The 16,432-nt window shown below is 70.0% G+C and carries 13 protein-coding genes and 1 riboswitch; of the genes, 3 read left to right on the forward strand and 10 right to left on the reverse strand.

From position 1 onward, the window contains the following. Nucleotides 1-54: 54 nt before the first annotated feature. The 10 genes from ABZS66_RS06170 to rpmH form a co-directional block, all read right to left on the reverse strand. A complete protein-coding gene (locus ABZS66_RS06170) occupies nt 55-840 on the reverse strand; it encodes a hypothetical protein (protein WP_354755664.1) in 786 nt (261 codons plus the stop codon). Between the two features lie 245 nt (nt 841-1,085). Then, nucleotides 1,086-2,090, reverse strand: a complete 1,005-nt coding sequence (locus tag ABZS66_RS06175) for a ParB/RepB/Spo0J family partition protein (RefSeq protein WP_354755666.1) — start codon at nt 2,088-2,090, stop codon at nt 1,086-1,088. Next, nucleotides 2,087-3,319, reverse strand: a complete 1,233-nt coding sequence (locus ABZS66_RS06180; protein WP_354755860.1) for an AAA family ATPase — start codon at nt 3,317-3,319, stop codon at nt 2,087-2,089. Before ABZS66_RS06180 ends, ABZS66_RS06175 begins: the two co-directional genes overlap by 4 nt. 253 nt (nt 3,320-3,572) lie before the next feature. Next, on the reverse strand, nt 3,573-4,262 hold the full coding sequence (gene rsmG / locus ABZS66_RS06185) for a 16S rRNA (guanine(527)-N(7))-methyltransferase RsmG (protein ID WP_354755668.1): 690 nt from the start codon (nt 4,260-4,262) through the stop codon (nt 3,573-3,575). 1,886 nt (nt 4,263-6,148) lie between these two features. Continuing rightward, complete coding sequence (locus tag ABZS66_RS06190; RefSeq protein ID WP_354755670.1) at nt 6,149-7,033, reverse strand: tetrahydrofolate dehydrogenase/cyclohydrolase catalytic domain-containing protein; 885 nt, start codon at nt 7,031-7,033, stop codon at nt 6,149-6,151. A gap of 22 nt (nt 7,034-7,055) precedes the next feature. Continuing rightward, a riboswitch (ZMP/ZTP riboswitch) is annotated at nt 7,056-7,139 on the reverse strand. Between the two features lie 690 nt (nt 7,140-7,829). After that, complete coding sequence (locus ABZS66_RS06195; protein ID WP_354755672.1) at nt 7,830-8,453, reverse strand: R3H domain-containing nucleic acid-binding protein; 624 nt, start codon at nt 8,451-8,453, stop codon at nt 7,830-7,832. Between the two features lie 115 nt (nt 8,454-8,568). Continuing rightward, nucleotides 8,569-9,633, reverse strand: coding sequence for a membrane protein insertase YidC (gene yidC / locus ABZS66_RS06200; protein WP_354755861.1), 1,065 nt, complete (start codon nt 9,631-9,633; stop codon nt 8,569-8,571). A gap of 11 nt (nt 9,634-9,644) precedes the next feature. Next, a complete protein-coding gene (yidD, locus tag ABZS66_RS06205) occupies nt 9,645-9,935 on the reverse strand; it encodes a membrane protein insertion efficiency factor YidD (RefSeq protein WP_354755674.1) in 291 nt (96 codons plus the stop codon). Further along, the gene (rnpA, locus tag ABZS66_RS06210; RefSeq protein WP_354755676.1) at nt 9,932-10,300 is read right to left on the reverse strand and encodes a ribonuclease P protein component; all 369 of its coding nucleotides are present in this window, start codon (nt 10,298-10,300) and stop codon (nt 9,932-9,934) included. The genes yidD and rnpA overlap by 4 nt, the downstream gene beginning before the upstream one ends. A gap of 26 nt (nt 10,301-10,326) precedes the next feature. Then, nucleotides 10,327-10,464 carry a 50S ribosomal protein L34 gene (rpmH, locus tag ABZS66_RS06215; protein ID WP_344616653.1) on the reverse strand — a complete coding sequence of 46 codons (138 nt, stop codon included), beginning with the start codon at nt 10,462-10,464 and terminating at the stop codon, nt 10,327-10,329. A 525-nt stretch (nt 10,465-10,989) separates the two neighbouring features. On the opposite strand from rpmH, the gene dnaA reads away from it, so the two are divergent. From dnaA to gnd, 3 genes are all read left to right on the forward strand, one after another. Then, nucleotides 10,990-12,663 carry a chromosomal replication initiator protein DnaA gene (gene dnaA, locus ABZS66_RS06220; protein WP_354755678.1) on the forward strand — a complete coding sequence of 558 codons (1,674 nt, stop codon included), beginning with the start codon at nt 10,990-10,992 and terminating at the stop codon, nt 12,661-12,663. Nucleotides 12,664-14,379: 1,716 nt separating this feature from the next. Then, entirely contained in the window at nt 14,380-15,510 is a 1,131-nt protein-coding gene (dnaN, locus tag ABZS66_RS06225; protein ID WP_354755680.1) for a DNA polymerase III subunit beta, read from the forward strand. A gap of 21 nt (nt 15,511-15,531) precedes the next feature. Beyond that, a complete protein-coding gene (gnd, locus tag ABZS66_RS06230; protein ID WP_354755863.1) occupies nt 15,532-16,425 on the forward strand; it encodes a phosphogluconate dehydrogenase (NAD(+)-dependent, decarboxylating) in 894 nt (297 codons plus the stop codon). Nucleotides 16,426-16,432 lie beyond the last annotated feature (7 nt).

The following is a 16,432-nucleotide window of genomic DNA, read 5'->3' on the forward strand; positions in this document are numbered from 1 at the left end:
CGCCGGGGCGGATGCACCGGCGGCACGAGCGGTGTCTGGCGGGAGCGACGGTCGTCAGTTGCGCTGACCCGAGCCGTCTTCTTGGAGTTTTGGCTCGTCCGGGGCGTCGCCGTTGCCCTCGGCCGGCTCCGGGACGGTGATCTCCGGCCGCGCGGACGTGTCGCTCGCGGGCTCGGGGGGCTCGGCGTGGCTGCCCGGGTCGCCGAAGGTCGTGGTCTCGTCGGCGGCCGCGCGGGCCTCCTCGGCGAGCTTGGTGGGAGCGGTCCAGTTGATGCGGGGCGGCTCGGCGAGTGGGCGGCCGCCGAACTCGGCCAGCCAGGCGGCGACGAGGGCCAGGTTCTCGCGCCAGCTCTCCTCGGAGATCGGCGGGAGGATGTCGTCCCACAGGGCGAGGAAGGTGCCCTGGAGTTGGAGGCGACCATACGGGCGGGCGAGGAACCACAGGTGGAGGTGGGCGGCGCCGTCGCCCCAGCGGTTCACGTGGACGCGCGCCACGCCGTCGAGCGAGCGGATCGCGCGCTCCAGGCGGACGGTCATCACGCCCAGCTCGGCGGCGAGCATGTTCGGCAGGTCGCCCAGGTCGAGGTGCGAGCGGGATTCCAGGATGAGTACCGCCGGCAGGCCCGTCGGGCGGTCCAGGCTGCGGACGCGCCAGCGGTCGCTGACCCAGATGTAGGCCTCGTCGGGGGCGCCGCAGGCGCGGCACTCGGCGGGGTTGTCGCCGTGCCTCGGGGGCTCGATCGGGACCGGTTCCAGGAGGCGCTTCACCCGGAGGTCACCCTCGAACGGGAACGTCGGCCAGTAGGTGAAGGCGGGCAACTGCTGCGGCGTATCGGGCACGTGCCGACCCTAGCCGAACACGACGCCGGTGTCCGCACCCCTGTGGATAACCCGCTTCCGATGCGTCGGACGGCTCCGTCATCCACAGGGGCGCGAGGCTCCTACCACGTCGTTTCACGTGAAACAGCCAGCCTGTGGATAACCCCTGTGGACAACCCTCCCCCAGAACCGTTCTCTCAAGATTTCTTCCGGGCGCCAAAAGAGGCCGGACCCGTTCTGGATCCGGCCTCTCGGGGGTTTTGGCGTCAGTCGCGGGCGTTGCCGCGCTGTTCCTCGACGCCGATGATGCCCACGATGCGCTCGAGGTCGTCGACGGTCGCGAACTCGATCGTGATGCGGCCCTTGCGGCGGCCGATGTCGACCTTCACCCGCGTGTCGAACCGGTCGGAGAGACGGTCGGCCAAGTCGGACAGCGCCGGCGCGTGCGGCTTGGCACGCCGCTGCGGGGATGCCGTCTTCTTCGGCGGGCCGTCGCTGACGGCGACCTGCACCGCCTCCTCGGTCGCGCGGACCGACAGGCCCTCCTTGACGATGCGCGCGGCGAGGTCCTCCTGCGCCTCGGCGCTGTCGAGGCCGAGCAGCGCCCGCGCGTGGCCGGCGGAGAGCACCCCGGCGGCGACGCGGCGCTGGACCGGGGCCGGGAGGTTCAGCAGGCGGATCGTGTTCGAGATCTGCGGGCGGCTCCGGCCGATGCGGCGGGCGAGCTCCTCGTGCGTCGCGCCGAACTCGTCGAGCAGCTGCTGGTACGCGGCCGCCTCTTCGAGCGGGTTGAGGTTGGCGCGGTGGATGTTCTCGAGGAGCGCGTCGCGGAGCATCGCGTCGTCGCGTGTCTCGCGGACGATGGCCGGGATGGCGTCCTTGCCGAGTGCCTGGGCGGCGCGCCAGCGGCGCTCGCCCATCACGAGCTCGTACTTCCTGTCGTCGGTCTGCTCGCCGTCGCGCAGCTCGCGCACGACGATCGGCTGGAGGAAGCCGACCTCCTGGATCGAGGTCTTCAGCTCCTCGATGGCCTCCTCGTCGAAGACCTGGCGGGGCTGCTTCGGGTTGGGGACGATCGCGTCGACCGAGATCTCGGCGAAGCGGGCACCCGGCACCGGGGCGAGCGTCGCTTCCGGGGCCGGGAGGTCGGCCGGGGCCGGAGGTGTTGCGAGCGCGGTCGCGGTGCCCACCGCGCCGTCGGCCGGCGCGGCGGCGGTTGGGATGAGGGCACCGAGCCCTCGCCCGAGACCTCCACGTCGGTTGGACTTCATGCGACTCCTCCCACCTGCGCGCCTTGCGCGCCGCGCAGCGCGATCTCCTGCGCCGCTTCGAAATAGCTGACCGCACCCCGGGACCCGGGGTCGTACGTCATGACCGACTGGCTGTAGCTGGGCGCCTCGGAGACGCGGACGTTGCGGGGGATGACGGCGTTGAGGCACTTGTCGCCGAAGTGGTTCCGCACGTCCTGCTCGACGAGGTCGGCGAGCCGGGTCCGCCGGTCGTACATCGTCAGGAGGACTGTCGAGATGTCGAGCTTCGGGTTCAGGTGGGACCGCACCAGCTCGATGTTGTTCGTCAGCGCCTGCACACCCTCCAGCGCGTAGTACTCGCACTGGATCGGGATGAGCACCTCTTCGGCCGCCACGAGCGCGTTGACCGTGAGCAGGCCGAGGGACGGCGGGCAGTCGATGAAGATGTAGTCGTAGTCGGCGCCGCCGGCCTCGATCGCCCGCTTGAGCCGGGACTCGCGAGCGACCACCGACACGAGCTCGATCTCCGCGCCGGCGAGGTCGATCGTCGCCGGTACCGCCCACAGGTTCGGGATGCCCTCCACCTGCTGCGTCACCGCGTCGAGCGGAGCGCCGTCGATCAGGCAGTCGTACACGTCCGGAACGCCGGAGTGGTGCGGCACGTTCAGGCCCGTAGAGGCGTTGCCCTGGGGGTCGAGGTCGATCACCAGTACCCGATTGCCGTGGAGCGCCAGGGCGACGGCGATGTTCACCGCCGTGGTGGTTTTACCCACCCCGCCCTTCTGGTTCGCCACGCACATCGTGCGCCGCCGTGGGGGACGGGGCATCGTGATCTCCCCGCTCGGGTTGAGAATCTCCACGGCGCGCTTTGCCTCCTGTGCCAATGGGGGGTCTTCGGTTTCACGTGAAACGTACGCGTCTGTCATTGCGCCCTCGGTATCCGCGGTGACGACGGACGGATGAGGCCGCGGGGAGGGTGGGGTACGGCGATCGTCCCGCTCCTCCGGGTCGGCCTGAGGGGTGTCGACTGGCGATGCTCCTCGGCCGTACACAGTACCGGTTGACCGGTCGGGGCTCGGCGCGCCGACGTGAAACTCCACCGTGCCTCCGCGTGTCGCTTGAGTCGTCCCCTGAGTCGCACCCGGGGTCGTCCCTTGTGTCCTCGGTCGGATCGGTTCCTGGGGTCGGGGGTTCTCGGCTCGCGGCTGGGGTACGCCCCTACTCGGCGGTCGGACGCCCCAGCCCTCCATTCCGGTTCCCGTTTCACGTGAAACGTGGCCGTCGCTGTGGTCGTCGCTGTTGTCGCGCACCATGTCAGTTCCGTCCCGCTCGTCCCGCTCATCCATCGCCGCCACGGTCGCCGCCGTAGTAAGAATGGCGCGCGGCCAGCCTACGGCGCTTCGCCGAGCGGAGCTATGACTCTCGGGCGCGTCGTTGGTCTTGTCACGCCGAGTCGTGCGCCAAAAGACCGAAAAGCCGTCAACTTGGCGGGTCTGTTTGTTGCTATTCGCGTCTGCTCTTCTTTTGACTTCCGCGCTTCGTTTGGACCTGTCGTTCCCGTACGACCTCGACCACGGTGGTGGGCTCCGCGAGGAGGCCGTCCCCGCAGAGGCGGACCACCGGGGTACCGGCGCCGAGGCGCTCGAGGGCCGCCCCGTGCTCCTCGATCTCGGCCACCGCGGAGGAGCCCTTGAGGGCGAGGAGTCGGCCGCCGATGGCGGCGAGGGGGAGACACCAGCCGGCGAGCCGGTCGAGCGGGGCGACAGCTCGGGCGGTGACGACGTCGGCCGGGTCGACCCGCCCGACGCACTCTTCGGCTCGGGCCCGGACCACCGTGGTCGTCTCGTCGAGGCCGAGGCTCGCCACCGCCTCGTCGAGGAAGGCGGTACGTCGGGCGAGCGGCTCGACCAAGGTGACGGTGAGGTCGGGGCGAGCCACTGCGAGCACCAGGCCGGGGAGGCCGGCTCCGGAGCCGACGTCTACTACCTCGGCCCCTGCCGGGATGAGGTCGGCGACGGCGGCGCAGTTGAGGAGGTGGCGCTCCCAGATCCGGGGGGCTTCGCGTGGGCCGATGAGGCCGCGGAGCACGCCGTCGGTCACGAGGAGTTGGGCGTACTCCTGGGCTAGGTCCAATCGCGGGCCGAAGAGTTTGTCGGCGGCGGGGTGGAGGTCTTGGGGTACTGCGCCGGTCATCGGTCAAGCAAACCACGTCTGGGGACGGCCGCCGGCGGGCGGTGGGGCGCTGCCACTCCATCGGGCCGGGTTCTCTTGGGGTGCGGTGTTTCACGTGAAACATCGGGGCCGGGTTGGGCAGCTACGGTCGGGCGGGCGACACCTCCCACTCCCGCGGACGCGGAGCCCGACATCGCTCTGCACGCCCGAGCCGCGAAGCCGCATCCGCCGACCCAGCTCGCTATCGGCTACTGGCCGCCCGAGTCCGACCGGGCCACGCGCGCGACCCAACTACTCCGACCGCTCGACGGTCGTGACGGCCCGGGATAGATCCCCCGACGGTGGAAGCCACAGCCGCGACGCGAAGTCCACCGTTCGGACGCCACCGACCCCATGACTCAGCCGAACCCGCGAGCCTCTCGCGGGGACGCCCCGGACCTCGGTAGGCGTCATCAAGACCACGCAGCCCCAGCCGGCACCGTAGAACCCGCCCGCCCGGGATGCCACTCATCGCGGCTGGGACCACCAAGCGCACCCGCACCGCGAGCGCCCCCCGTCATCCGTGCCGCCGGTCCACATGCACCGTTGCACACGGACGTCACGCCGTCGGGCACACCCGCTCCGTCGCGCACGCCTCCTCTCGCCCATCGCCGCCCACGCCCACCGTCCCCAACCCGCAACCGCCCCAACCCGTGGCGCCCCACCACGCGTCGACACCACGAGCCGTCTGTCGACCAGTCGGCATCGCCCGCGTTTCAACGTGGCGTTCAACGCCGAATCGAACTCCCAACGAAACGCAGCAGGAAGCTGTCCGGAACAGGATCACCCGCGTAGTACGTCTGTGTGGGCGTCCGTTCGGTGGCGTCACAGCCAATGGCCATCTCGGTGCCGAACCGGGGGAGCCGAAGCAGCGCTGGCCGACAACGACCGCAGTGCCGTCGGCCCGGCCGCCTGTCCGACCCCGAAATCCCTCGGCTCAACAGAACACGCGTCCGCAGTCGCCTCGGGACTAGGTGTTGGTGTCAGCCTCGGCGGTAACCCGGTTAGGCCGATCAAGGTCGACGGCGAATGGCGCTGGGGCTCCGCCACTCATGGCTCGCTTCTTCGGCGTCGTCGGCGGCGGAACGGACCCCGCTCTCGCGGAGCGTTGTAGCGACCCCGGCCCTCCGATTACGGGCGCGCTCGGCGTGCCGTCCGCTGGCCTCCGCAGAGCTGATGGCGCCCACCGTGGCGATGCACAGCGCCCACCGATCTGCGGCGGTTCCCGCGGGGCGATGCTGACCAACCGGCGATGAACGCGCAGGCGTATCGCTGGGTCGTGGCCGAGGCACAACCCCACCGGCCCGCCGGGTCGGCCGGGTGCCGGTCAGCAATCGAGGCAATCGCCGTCGAGCGGATGTGGCGCCGGTCCCGCTCTCGCCTACGAACGGTTGAGCTCGATTGGCAGAGGGAGCGGCAGCGACCCGCCGATCTCAACGACGGGCCGTCGCCGGCCACCACCAACTACACCGCCGCAATCGCTGACCACTGCAGGCGGCAGTCAATGCGGCCGACCGCCGACACCGATGACCGGCCTCCGTCGTGGCCACAGCCGTGGGTCGCCGGCACCGACCCTCGCCGCCGACCCTCGCCGCCGACCCTCACCGCCGACCCTCACCGCCGACCCTCACCGACCGAACCGACCCTCCGCGGAACCGGCCGCCACCGTCGCGGCCGCGGGCCTACCACCGTCGTCGTCGCCGGTCCACCGATCGGTGGACCGGCTCAGCAACACACGGCGCTCCCGACCCACCGTCGTCGCGGCCGACCACCGTCGCCGTGCCAGTCCCGCCCGCGTCCGTCGTCGCGAAGGGATGGAGCCGCCGGGCGTTCGGCCCAAAGGTCGACTCGCCCGGCGGCTCGATGTTTCACGTGAAACGGCGCTCGGCGGCGGTGATGGCGTTGCGGAAGAGCATGGCCACCGTTGTTGGGCCTACGCCGCCCACTCGGGGGGTGATGGCGCCGGCCACCGTGGCGCATTCCTCGGCGACGTCGGGGAGGAGGCGGCGACCCTCGTACCGGACGCCGCCGCCGACGACCACGGCGCCGGGCTTGACGTGTTCGGGTTGGATGATGCCCGGTACGCCGGCGGCGGCGATGAGAATGTCGGCGCGCTGGGTGTACCGGGGCCAGTCCGGGACACCGGTGTGGACGACCGTCACCGCCGCGTTGGCCGTCGGGCGCTTCTGCGCCAGGAGCATCGCCAGCGGGCGGCCCAGGGTGGCGCCGCGTCCCAGGATCACGACCTCACGGCCGCTCACCGGAATCTCGTAGTGGGCCAGCAGCGCCTCGATACCCGCGGGCGTGCAGGGGAGCGGACCGGGCATGCCGGCGGCCAAGCGGCCGAGGTTCAGCGGGTGCATGCCGTCGACGTCCTTGTCGGGGTCGACGCGCTGCAGGGCGGCGTCGTAGTCGAGGTGCTGTGGGGTCGGGTACTGGATCAGCAATGCGTGGACGTCCGGGTCCGCGTTGAAGGCGTCGATCACCGCGTGGAGGTCGGCCTGGGTGGCGCTCGCCGGCAGGTGCTCGTGCGGGGAGGCGAAGCCGAGCTCGGCGGCCTGGCGCTGCTTGATCCGGATGTACCCGGCGCTCGCGTCGTCGTCGCCCACGAGGATCGTCGCGAGCGATGGCGTCACGCCGCGGGCGCGGAGGGCGGCTACTCGGGTGGCGACGTCGGCCAGGATGCTCTCGGCCACCGGCGCGCCGGGCAGCAGGCGGGCGGTGTGAAGGTCGACGGATGCGGTCGGCGACATAGGCGCACAGCTCCTCACGGATCGCAGGAGCCCAGGCGGTCGACTCCCGCGAACGGAGCTCCCCGATGGTTGCCCATCCTTCGTGCCGCCAGTCGCGTCTGCCACCAGTATGCCCGAGATGTACCCCAGCAGCCGAACCACCGCGGAGGGAAGCCTCCACTATCGGCGCAACACAGCGGAGGAAGCGCAGGAAGGGTGGCGCGTGGCGCGTAGCAGGTCACGAACAATGGCGAGGCGTGGGACGCAGGGCAAACGCACGGCGCGCGGTGGAGGTGCGGCGCAGGGACAAAGCGGAGGGTGCGGCGCACGGCGGAGGCACGCGGGTGTGGAGCGTGGGCACGGGGCGGAGCACGAGGTGCGGGACGCAAGAGAGGAAGGGGCAGCGTAGGACGCGGCCGTGGGACATGGGCCGTGGAGCACGGGGCGCGGAGGCAGGCCGCGCGGGACGCGAGGCACGGGACGCGAGGCGCCAGGGCGCTAAATAGGAAGGCGCAGCGCGGACCCCACGGCGCTAGAGAGGAAGGCGCAGCACGGGCGTGGGGCGCAAGAGCGGAGACGGTGTGGAGAAGCGAAGCAGCCGAACCAAGCACCCTCAAGCACCGCCAGCCACAACAAGCCGGCCACCGCAGAGAACCGGTGAGCGAGCAGCGGCAGCGCCAAGCAGGAGACCGCAGAACGACACGACGCGCCGCGAGCGCCCCGGACGCACCGACGGCCGAGGGTGCCGGAATGCAGAACGTCCCCGGCTCCCGAGGACGAAGCTCGGGGGACCGGGGACGCTGTGGTACCGGAAAGGTCAGGCGGTCGGGCGAACGACAATCCGCCGCGAGGGCTCCACGCCCTCCGACTCGCTCTCCACACCGGGGAGAGCGTTGATCACGTCGTGGACGCACTTGCGCTCGAACGCGCTCATCGGCTCCAGGCGGACCGCCTCGCCGTACTCCTTCACCTTCTCCGCGGCGTTCTTGGCGATCGCGCCGAGCTCCTTGCGGCGTAGGGCGCGGTAGCCGCCGACGTCCAGGAGCAGGCGGCTCGGCGTGCCGGTCTGCCGGAAGACGGCGAGCCGGCTCAGCTCCTGCAGCGCCTCCAGCGTGGCGCCGCGCTGGCCGACCAGGGCCTGGAGGCGGCGGCCGTCGCCGCCCTCGACGACCTCGACCACCGGGCGGCCGCTGACCACCAGCTCGTCGATGTCGCCGTCGTAGTCGAGGATGTCCAGCAGGCCCTCGACGTAATCTGCCGCGATCTCGCTCTCCCGGAACAGGTCGGCCGCGGCCTTGCCGCTGCCGCCGCCGGTAGCCGGCGCCTCGTCCTCGGCGTCATCGTCAGCGGCGTCGAGGTTGGCGTCCTGGTCCAACTCCTCGGCCTCGCTCTCGGTGCCGCGCGCGTCGAGATCACTGGTGGTGTCGGTCACGAAACTCATCTCCGCTTGCTAGGGGCGCCGAGGCGCCGTCACAGGTCGTCGGTGAGGGGTGGTGGTACCGCGGGGAGCGCCGCCTGCCGGGCCGCAGTCGAGGGACGGGCCCGGCCGCGTCGCGTCAACCCGACTGCCGCTTCGCGGCGCCACCCTTCTTCGGATTGATCGGCTTGGCGCCCGGCTTCGGAGCGCGGGACGGCCCGGTGGCCGCGGTGTCCGCGGCACCGGTCGCCTTCTTCGGGGCGCCGCCCTGAACCTTGCCGTTGGCCCGCTGCTCGGCCTCGGCCTTCGCCCGGCCGAACAGGGCGCCGAAGCCGGAGGGCTTGGCCTCACTGGTGCCACTGACGGCCTTCGCGCCCTTCGGCTGCTTGAACGGCGTCGTGCTGGTCGTGGAGCTGGCCGGCGGCGGGTACTTGTGCAGCACCCAGTACTGCTGGCCGAGCGTGATCGCGTTGTTCGTGACCCAGTACAGGATGACACCGATCGGGAAGTACCAGCCGGAGGTCAGGGTGAAGAACGGGATGCCGTAGAGCATGAACTTCTGGATCATGCGCTGCTGCGGGTCGGTGTTCCACCCGGTCTTCTTGATCATCTGACGCTGCGTCAGGTAGGTCGTCGTGATCATCAGGACGACCAGGAGCGCGGAGACCACCTTGACCGTGGTCGAGCTGGCCTCGATGCGGGCGAGCTCGGAGGCGTTGCTGCTGAACTTCGCGACGATCGGGGCGTCGAACAGCCGGGCGTCGACCGCGCTGAGGAACTGCGGGATGCTCCAGCCGTACAGCTCCATCTGGGTGTTCGACGTGCCCGGGCGCAGGTGACGCAGCACGTGCAGGAGGCCGATGAACACCGGGATCTGGAGGAACATCGGAAGGCAGCCCATGAGCGGGTTGACCTTCTCCTCCTGGTAGAGCTTCATGACCTCCTTCTGGAGGGTCTCCCGGTCGCCCTTGTGCTTCTCCTGCAGTTCCTTCATCTTCGGCTGGATCGCCTGCATGGCGCGCTGCGACTTGATCTGCTTGACGAAGATCGGGAACAGCACGACCCGGACCGTGATCACCAGGAACACGATCGCGAGGACCCACTGCCAGTTGGTGCCGAGCACGCGGTGATCGGGCACCACCTTGTCCCACACCGAGTGCCAGAACAGCATCACCTGCGAGATCAGCCAGTAGATCCCGCCCATCAGCTTGCTAATCACGACACTGCTCCAGTCACGTCAGACTCAGGCTCGGGGGTGGGCTCCGGGTGTGGCGTGGCTCCCCGGCGCGGTGGCACCGGGTCGAACCCACCTGGGTGGAACGGGTGGCAGCGCAGCAGCCGCCAGATCGCGAGGGCGATTCCCTTGACCGCGCCGTGTGTGCCGACCGCCTCCAGGGCATAGGCACTGCACGACGGGTAGAACCGGCATCGCGCCGGCAGCGCCGGGCTTATCCAACGACGGTACGCGACGATGGGGGCGGCAACGACTCGGGCTCCGACGTTCATCGACGGCCACCTCGGTTTCGAGGGCGCTGGACGGCCACGAGCGCCTCGTTGAGATCGTTCTGGAGGGTGTCGTACCCCTGGGAGGCCGCGTCAGGCAGCGCCCGCACGACGATCACCGAGCCGGCCGGCAGGTCGGCGAGCCGGGGCCGCACCAGATGCCGCAGGCGGCGCTTGACCGCGTTGCGGACGACCGCGTTGCCGACGGCCTTGGACACGACGAAGCCGGCGCGGGGCGCCGGCTCGGTCGTTACTTCTGCAGACTGCATGTAATGCACCACAAGGGCTCCGCGGCCGGCGCGGCGACCGTTGCGAATGGTGGCGGCGAAATCCTCACGCCGCCGCAGTCGCTGTGCGGCCGCCAGCACGCTGCCTCCCGGAGGGGTTGCGTCGGTCAGGCCGACAGGCGGTCGCGCCCCTTGGCGCGGCGCGCCGACAGGATGGAACGGCCGGCACGGGTGCGCATGCGCAGCCGGAAGCCGTGGGTCTTCGCGCGCCGGCGGTTGTTCGGCTGGAAGGTGCGCTTGCTCACGTCGGGGCTCCTGTGACTGGCGGGACGCGGCGCGCCCACGGGATGTCGTATCGGTGTGATTGGAGTTTACCAGGCAGCGGTTCTCCAACCGAAAGAGGGTACGCGCGGGTGTACGCACCGTCAACGATCAAGGACGCAGCCGCGCGCCCGCCCACTGGCGAACCCGGAAATCCACAGGATCATTGTGGACAACAGTTGAGTGCCTGTGGACAACGCTGTTAACGTGCCCGGTTGCCGGTAGAAACCGCGATGACCGGCGACAGGGCATAACGGACTTATCGCCGCAAACAGGCGCGCTGCAGGGGGCAGACGACGCGCTTGACCTGCATTTCCACGCCGTCTCGGCCGGCCGACCGCTAAGTCGGCACGGGACCAGGGGGAATCAGGACGCTCCGTCCACGGCACATGAGTCGTTGATACACAGGTTGTGGAAAACCTGTGGACAATGATGGCCGGGACGGCGGGAACCCGGCGCCCGGTCCACTCGCGGTGGGGGCCGCGAATGACGATGGGGGTGCGCGAACGGTGACTGACACCGACCTCGCAGCAGTGTGGCACGCAACGACCGACGAGCTCGCCGACGAGGTGGTCTCGGCACAGCAGCGTGCCTACCTGCGGCTCACCCGGCTGCGGGCCATCGTCGAGGACACCGCGCTGCTCTCCGTGCCCGACGCGTTCGCGCGCGAGGTGATCGAGACCAAGCTGCGCCCGGTGATCACCGAGGCGCTCTCCCGGCTGCTCGGCCGCGCGATCCAGGTCGCGGTGACGGTGCGGCCGCCGGATGACAGCCCGCCGCTGCCCGCGCCGTCGGCGTCGCACTGGTCGAACGGGGCGCGCCGCGACCTGTTCGACGACCAGCCGCCCGCGCAGCGGGAGCCGAGCGACGGATTGTTCGACCTGCCCGCCTCCGCCGGCCCGTCCACCAGCGGTTCGTCGACCGCCGGCTCGTCGGCCACCAGGTCGTCCACCGCCGGCTCGTCCACCGCCGGTGAGCCGGCCGACCGGCCGCAGCCGGCCGAGCGGCGCGAGCGGCACGGGTCGGCGTTCGAGGCCGCGCGCGCCGAGCTGCTGTCGCCGCTGGACGACGAGCCGCCGCTGCCGCGCCCACCGTCGCCGGGGACCGGCCGCGACGACCGCAGCCGCCCGAGCACCCCCGCCGGGGACAGCGCCGGGAATCGCCTGAACCCGAAGTACACCTTCGAAACCTTCGTCATCGGATCCTCGAACCGCTTCGCGCACGCAGCCTCCGTGGCCGTCGCCGAGTCGCCGGCGAAGGCGTACAACCCGCTGTTCATCTACGGCGGCTCCGGGCTCGGCAAGACGCACCTGCTGCACGCCATCGGGCAGTACGCGACGATGCTCGGCAACGCCCGGTTCGTGCGCTACGTGTCGACCGAGGAGTTCACGAACGACTTCATCAACTCCCTGCGCGACGACAAGACCCAGGCCTTCCAGCGCCGGTACCGCGACGTCGACATCCTGCTGATCGACGACATCCAGTTCCTGGAGACCCGGGAGCGCACGCAGGAGGAGTTCTTCCACACCTTCAACACACTCCACAACGCCAATAAGCAGATCGTGATCAGCTCCGACCGATCGCCCCGGCAGCTGGCGACGCTGGAGGACCGGCTGCGGACCCGCTTCGAGTGGGGCCTGCTGGCCGACATCCAGCCGCCGGACCTGGAGACGCGCATCGCGATCCTCCAGAAGAAGGCGGCCCAGGAGCGCCTGTTCGCCCCGCCGGACGTGCTGGAGTTCATCGCGTCGCGCATCGCGTCGTCGATCCGCGAGCTGGAGGGCGCGCTCATCCGGGTCACCGCGTTCGCCAACCTGACGCGCTCGCCCGTCGAGCTGAGCCTGGCCGAAGAGGTACTGCGGGACTTCATCCCCGACGGCTCCGGCCCGGAGATCACCGCCGACCAGATCATGGCGTCGACGGCCGACTACTTCGGGGTGAGCCTGGAGGACCTGCGGGGCCACAGCCGCTCCCGGGTGCTGGTGAACGCGCGGCAGGTGGCCATGTACCTCTGCCGCGAGCTGACCGACCTCTCCCTGCCCCGCATCGGCCAGGCGTTCGGCGGCCGCGACCACACGACGGTCATGCACGCGGACCGCAAGATCCGCCAGCAGATGGCGGAGCGCCGGTCGCTCTACAACCAGATCGCCGAGCTGACGAACCGCATCAAGCAGACCACCTGACCGCACGCTTGCGTCGCTTCATGATCGAGGGAAGTTTCTGGCTGCCCTGACAACCAGAAACTTCCCTTGATCATGGGCTAGGGGGTGCCTCGCCATCGCGGCCGAGAGCGGCCCGGAGCGGGTCGAGGCCGATCTGTCGACGGCGGGTGCCACCCCGCGCTCCTTGCAGGCCACGACGGCGGGAGCCACGGTCCCCAGCCCTTGGGACAGTCCTAGGCGGGCAATCCAGCGGGCTGCATTCACTCATCCCAGCCGCTCGTCCTCAGTCCGCGGAGGACGGGTCCGCGCGGAGTATGGTCCCCGCGGAGCGCGGTCGACGTGGTGACGATCGACGTGGGGGACGGTCCGCACGAGGGACGCCCACGCCTGGACGGCTCGGCCGCTGGCCAGCCGCCAAGGCGCGTCCTCTTCTGACCGACCGACTTCCAGAGTCTGGAGCCGACGACGGCTCGGCCCGCTCCACGGTGCCGGCCCGCACCTGCATCGGGTGCTCCCGGGTTCGGGCGGTCGAGACCCGGGCTCCCCACGCCGGCTGAAGCGCCAGTGACGCCACCCAGACACGGCGACTGAAGGACCAGAGCCACCACCACAGGCGGCTGGAGGCGAGGGCGAAACGGCTCCCCGCGGCGGCCCGGGCGTCGGCGGGCGGGGTGGAAGCTTCGGTCGGCAAATCGGGGCTCAGCCGGTTATCCACAGGGGGTAGGGCAACTTCTCCACAGAAAACGGCTTTCCACCGCGGTTGATCACAGCCTGTGGACTGACCACACTGTCCACCGTTTCCACAGGGCACCTAGCTGGGATATTGGCCATGTGGCCCCACGTTGTCCACAGGAAGTCCCCAGCTCGATCCACAAGTTGTACACATATACCCCCGCGGGGTTTGTCCACACTGTCCACAAGGAATCCACAGAAAAGCTGTGGAAAACTCCGTCTGTGCCAACTTTCCAGGCACCGACGAGCTCCGGTCACCAAGTCACTACGCGTTGCGCACAGTCGACGTCCACAGGCTGTGGATAACTACTGGGGAAGCTGTGTGGAAGTCCTGTGGACGCGGCCGAGCTGTAACCGCCGTCGCTACTCGCCGTAGTGTTCACACGGTCCTCGTTATCCCCAGGCAGTGGATGAACCCTGGGGATTACCGGTGGACAACCGGTGGACAACGCCTGTGGACGAGTAGTTGTCCACAATCCACAGCGTTGTACACAGGGGTTCGTACACACCTCATCCACCGGTCCGCAACGCGCTGACCAGGCAAGATGACGGTTTTCCACAGAATCCACACCACCGATGATTACGAAGGGAATTTCTTTAGAAGAGAAGAAAAAGCAATCATCGGCAGGTGGAAAACTTTGGGAGCTCGATTTGGCGGGGTCGGTGCACGAGCGCCGCTCGGAGCGCCTAAGGTTCGATGAGCGGCCCGAGGAGTGCGCACCAGCCACCCCTGTCCGTCGCTCACCACAGCCACCGACCAACACCGCAGCCGATCATCGCCACCATCGGCGATCATTGACACCGTCAGACCCACCGATCACCCGATGCTCCCCGCACCACCGGCGCCGCACGCGCCACGAAGCCACGCCCACGAAGCCACGACCCACGCACCCCCGACTCGGTGATGACCGAGCCGGCCGGAGCGACGGCCGCGGCGAACGTGGAACAGCACCATCAGCACCACAAGCCTGAGACCCGAGACGAGTCGAACGCGGGAGGACCGCGATGAAGTTCCGAGTCGAGCGCGATGCGCTCGCCGATGCCGTCGCCTGGACGGCCAAGAGCCTGCCCAGCCGCCCCTCCGTCCCGGTGCTCGCCGGGGTCCTGCTGCGCGTCGCCGACGGCCGCCTGCAGGTGTCCGGCTTCGATTACGAGGTGTCCAGCCAGGTGACCGTCGAGGTCCAGGCCGACGCCGACGGCGCGACGCTCGTCTCCGGCCGCCTGCTCGCCGAGATCACCAAGGCGCTGCCCGCCAAGCCGGTCGACCTGGCCGCCGTGGGGTCGCACGTCGAGATCACGTGCGGAAGCGCCCGGTTCACGCTGCCGACCATGCCGGTCGAGGACTACCCGACCCTGCCGGAGATGCCCGAGCTGGCGGGGACCGTCGAGGCGGCGGTGTTCGCCGGGGCGGTGTCGCAGGTGGCCATCGCGGCCGGCCGCGACGACACCCTGCCGATGCTGACCGGCGTGCGGATCGAGCTGGAGGGCACCAAGCTGACCCTGCTGGCGACCGACCGCTACCGGCTGGCCGTGCGCGAGCTGGAGTGGCGGCCGGACGAGCCCGACGTCAGCCTGGCCGCCCTGGTGCCGGCCCGGACGCTCGACGACACGGCCAAGACGCTCGGGCCGCTCGGCGGCTCGGTGTCGGTCGCGCTGTCCCGCGGCAAGCTCGGCGAGGGGATGATCGGCTTCGCCGGCGGCGCCCGCCGTACCACATCCCGGCTCCTCGACGGCGACTTCCCGAAGGTGCGGGCCCTCCTGCCCGACACCCACAACGCGCAGGCGCGGGTGGCCGTGTCGGCGCTCAACGAGGTCGTGCGCCGCGTCGGCCTGGTCGCCGAGAAGCAGACCCCGGTCCGCCTGTCGTTCAGCGCCGACGGTCTCGTCGTGGAGGCGAGCGGCAGCGAGGACGCCCGGGCGAGCGAGGCGATGGACTGCACCTATGACGGCGAGCCGATGACGATCGCCTTCAACCACCAGTATCTGCTGGACGGCCTGAAGGCGCTCGACGCGCCCATCGCCGTGCTGTCGTTCACGGACCCGAAGAAGCCTGCGGTCATGTCTCCGGCGAAGGATGATGGTGAAGTCATCCCGGGGTACTGGTACCTGATCATGCCGGTCCGCATCGGGAGCTGAGACAGCGAAGCAGCTGAGAAGCTGAAATCGGAGGCACGCCAAATGCAGCTCGGTCTCATCGGCCTGGGCAGGATGGGCTTCAACATGCGCGAGCGGTTGCGGGCCGCCGGGCACGAGGTCATCGGCTACGACCACCACCCCGACGTCACCGACGTCGCCTCGCTCAACGAACTGGTCGAGAAGCTCGCCGCGCCGCGCGTGGTCTGGATCATGGTGCCGGTGCAGTTCACCGAGCCCACCATCGACGAGCTCTCCGGCCTGCTCGCTGCGGGCGACATCGTGATCGACGGTGGCAACTCGCGGTTCAGCAATGACCCGCCGCGGGCCGAGAAGCTGGGCAAGAAGGACATCGGATACCTCGACGTGGGCGTCTCCGGCGGCATCTGGGGGCGCACCAACGGCTATGCCCTGATGGTCGGCGGCGACAAGCAGCACGTCGAGCACTGCATGCCGATCTTCGACGGGCTCAAGCCGGCCGGCGAGTTCGGGTTCGCGCACGCGGGCGGGCCCGGCGCCGGCCACTACGCGAAGATGGTGCACAACGGCATCGAGTACGGCATGATGCACGCCTTCGCCGAGGGATACGAGCTGCTCGAGACGTCGGAGTACGTCGAGAACATCCCCGAGGTCATCAAGTCCTGGCGGGCCGGCTCGGTGGTCCAGTCCTGGCTGCTCGACCTGCTCGACCGGGCCCTCGAGGAGGACCCGAAGCTCGACCGCCTCAAGGGCTACGCCGACGACACCGGCGAGGGCCGCTGGACGGTCGAGGAGGCCATCCGGCTCGCGGTGCCGATGAACGTGATCGCCGCGTCCCTGTTCGCGCGGTTCGCCTCGCGGCAGGAGGACTCGCCGGCGATGAAGGCGGTGGCCGCACTGCGCCAGCAGTTCGGCGGCCATGCAGTGAAGAAGGACTGAGGAAGGC

This window comes from Dactylosporangium sp. NPDC005572 (assembly GCF_040605515.1).
Classification (GTDB): domain Bacteria; phylum Actinomycetota; class Actinomycetes; order Mycobacteriales; family Micromonosporaceae; genus Dactylosporangium.

What these genes read in the sequence shown, in the direction of transcription:
- ABZS66_RS06175 (WP_354755666.1), bottom strand. Translation starts at nt 2,090, where the DNA reads ATGAAGTCCAACCGACGTGGAGGTCTCGGGCGAGGGCTCGGTGCCCTC.
- ABZS66_RS06180 (WP_354755860.1), bottom strand. Translation starts at nt 3,319, where the DNA reads ATGGAGGGCTGGGGCGTCCGACCGCCGAGTAGGGGCGTACCCCAGCCG.
- rsmG (WP_354755668.1), bottom strand. Translation starts at nt 4,262, where the DNA reads ATGACCGGCGCAGTACCCCAAGACCTCCACCCCGCCGCCGACAAACTC.
- ABZS66_RS06190 (WP_354755670.1), bottom strand. Translation starts at nt 7,033, where the DNA reads ATGTCGCCGACCGCATCCGTCGACCTTCACACCGCCCGCCTGCTGCCC.
- ABZS66_RS06195 (WP_354755672.1), bottom strand. Translation starts at nt 8,453, where the DNA reads ATGAGTTTCGTGACCGACACCACCAGTGATCTCGACGCGCGCGGCACC.
- yidC (WP_354755861.1), bottom strand. Translation starts at nt 9,633, where the DNA reads ATGGGCGGGATCTACTGGCTGATCTCGCAGGTGATGCTGTTCTGGCAC.
- yidD (WP_354755674.1), bottom strand. Translation starts at nt 9,935, where the DNA reads ATGAACGTCGGAGCCCGAGTCGTTGCCGCCCCCATCGTCGCGTACCGT.
- dnaN (WP_354755680.1), top strand. Translation starts at nt 14,380, where the DNA reads ATGAAGTTCCGAGTCGAGCGCGATGCGCTCGCCGATGCCGTCGCCTGG.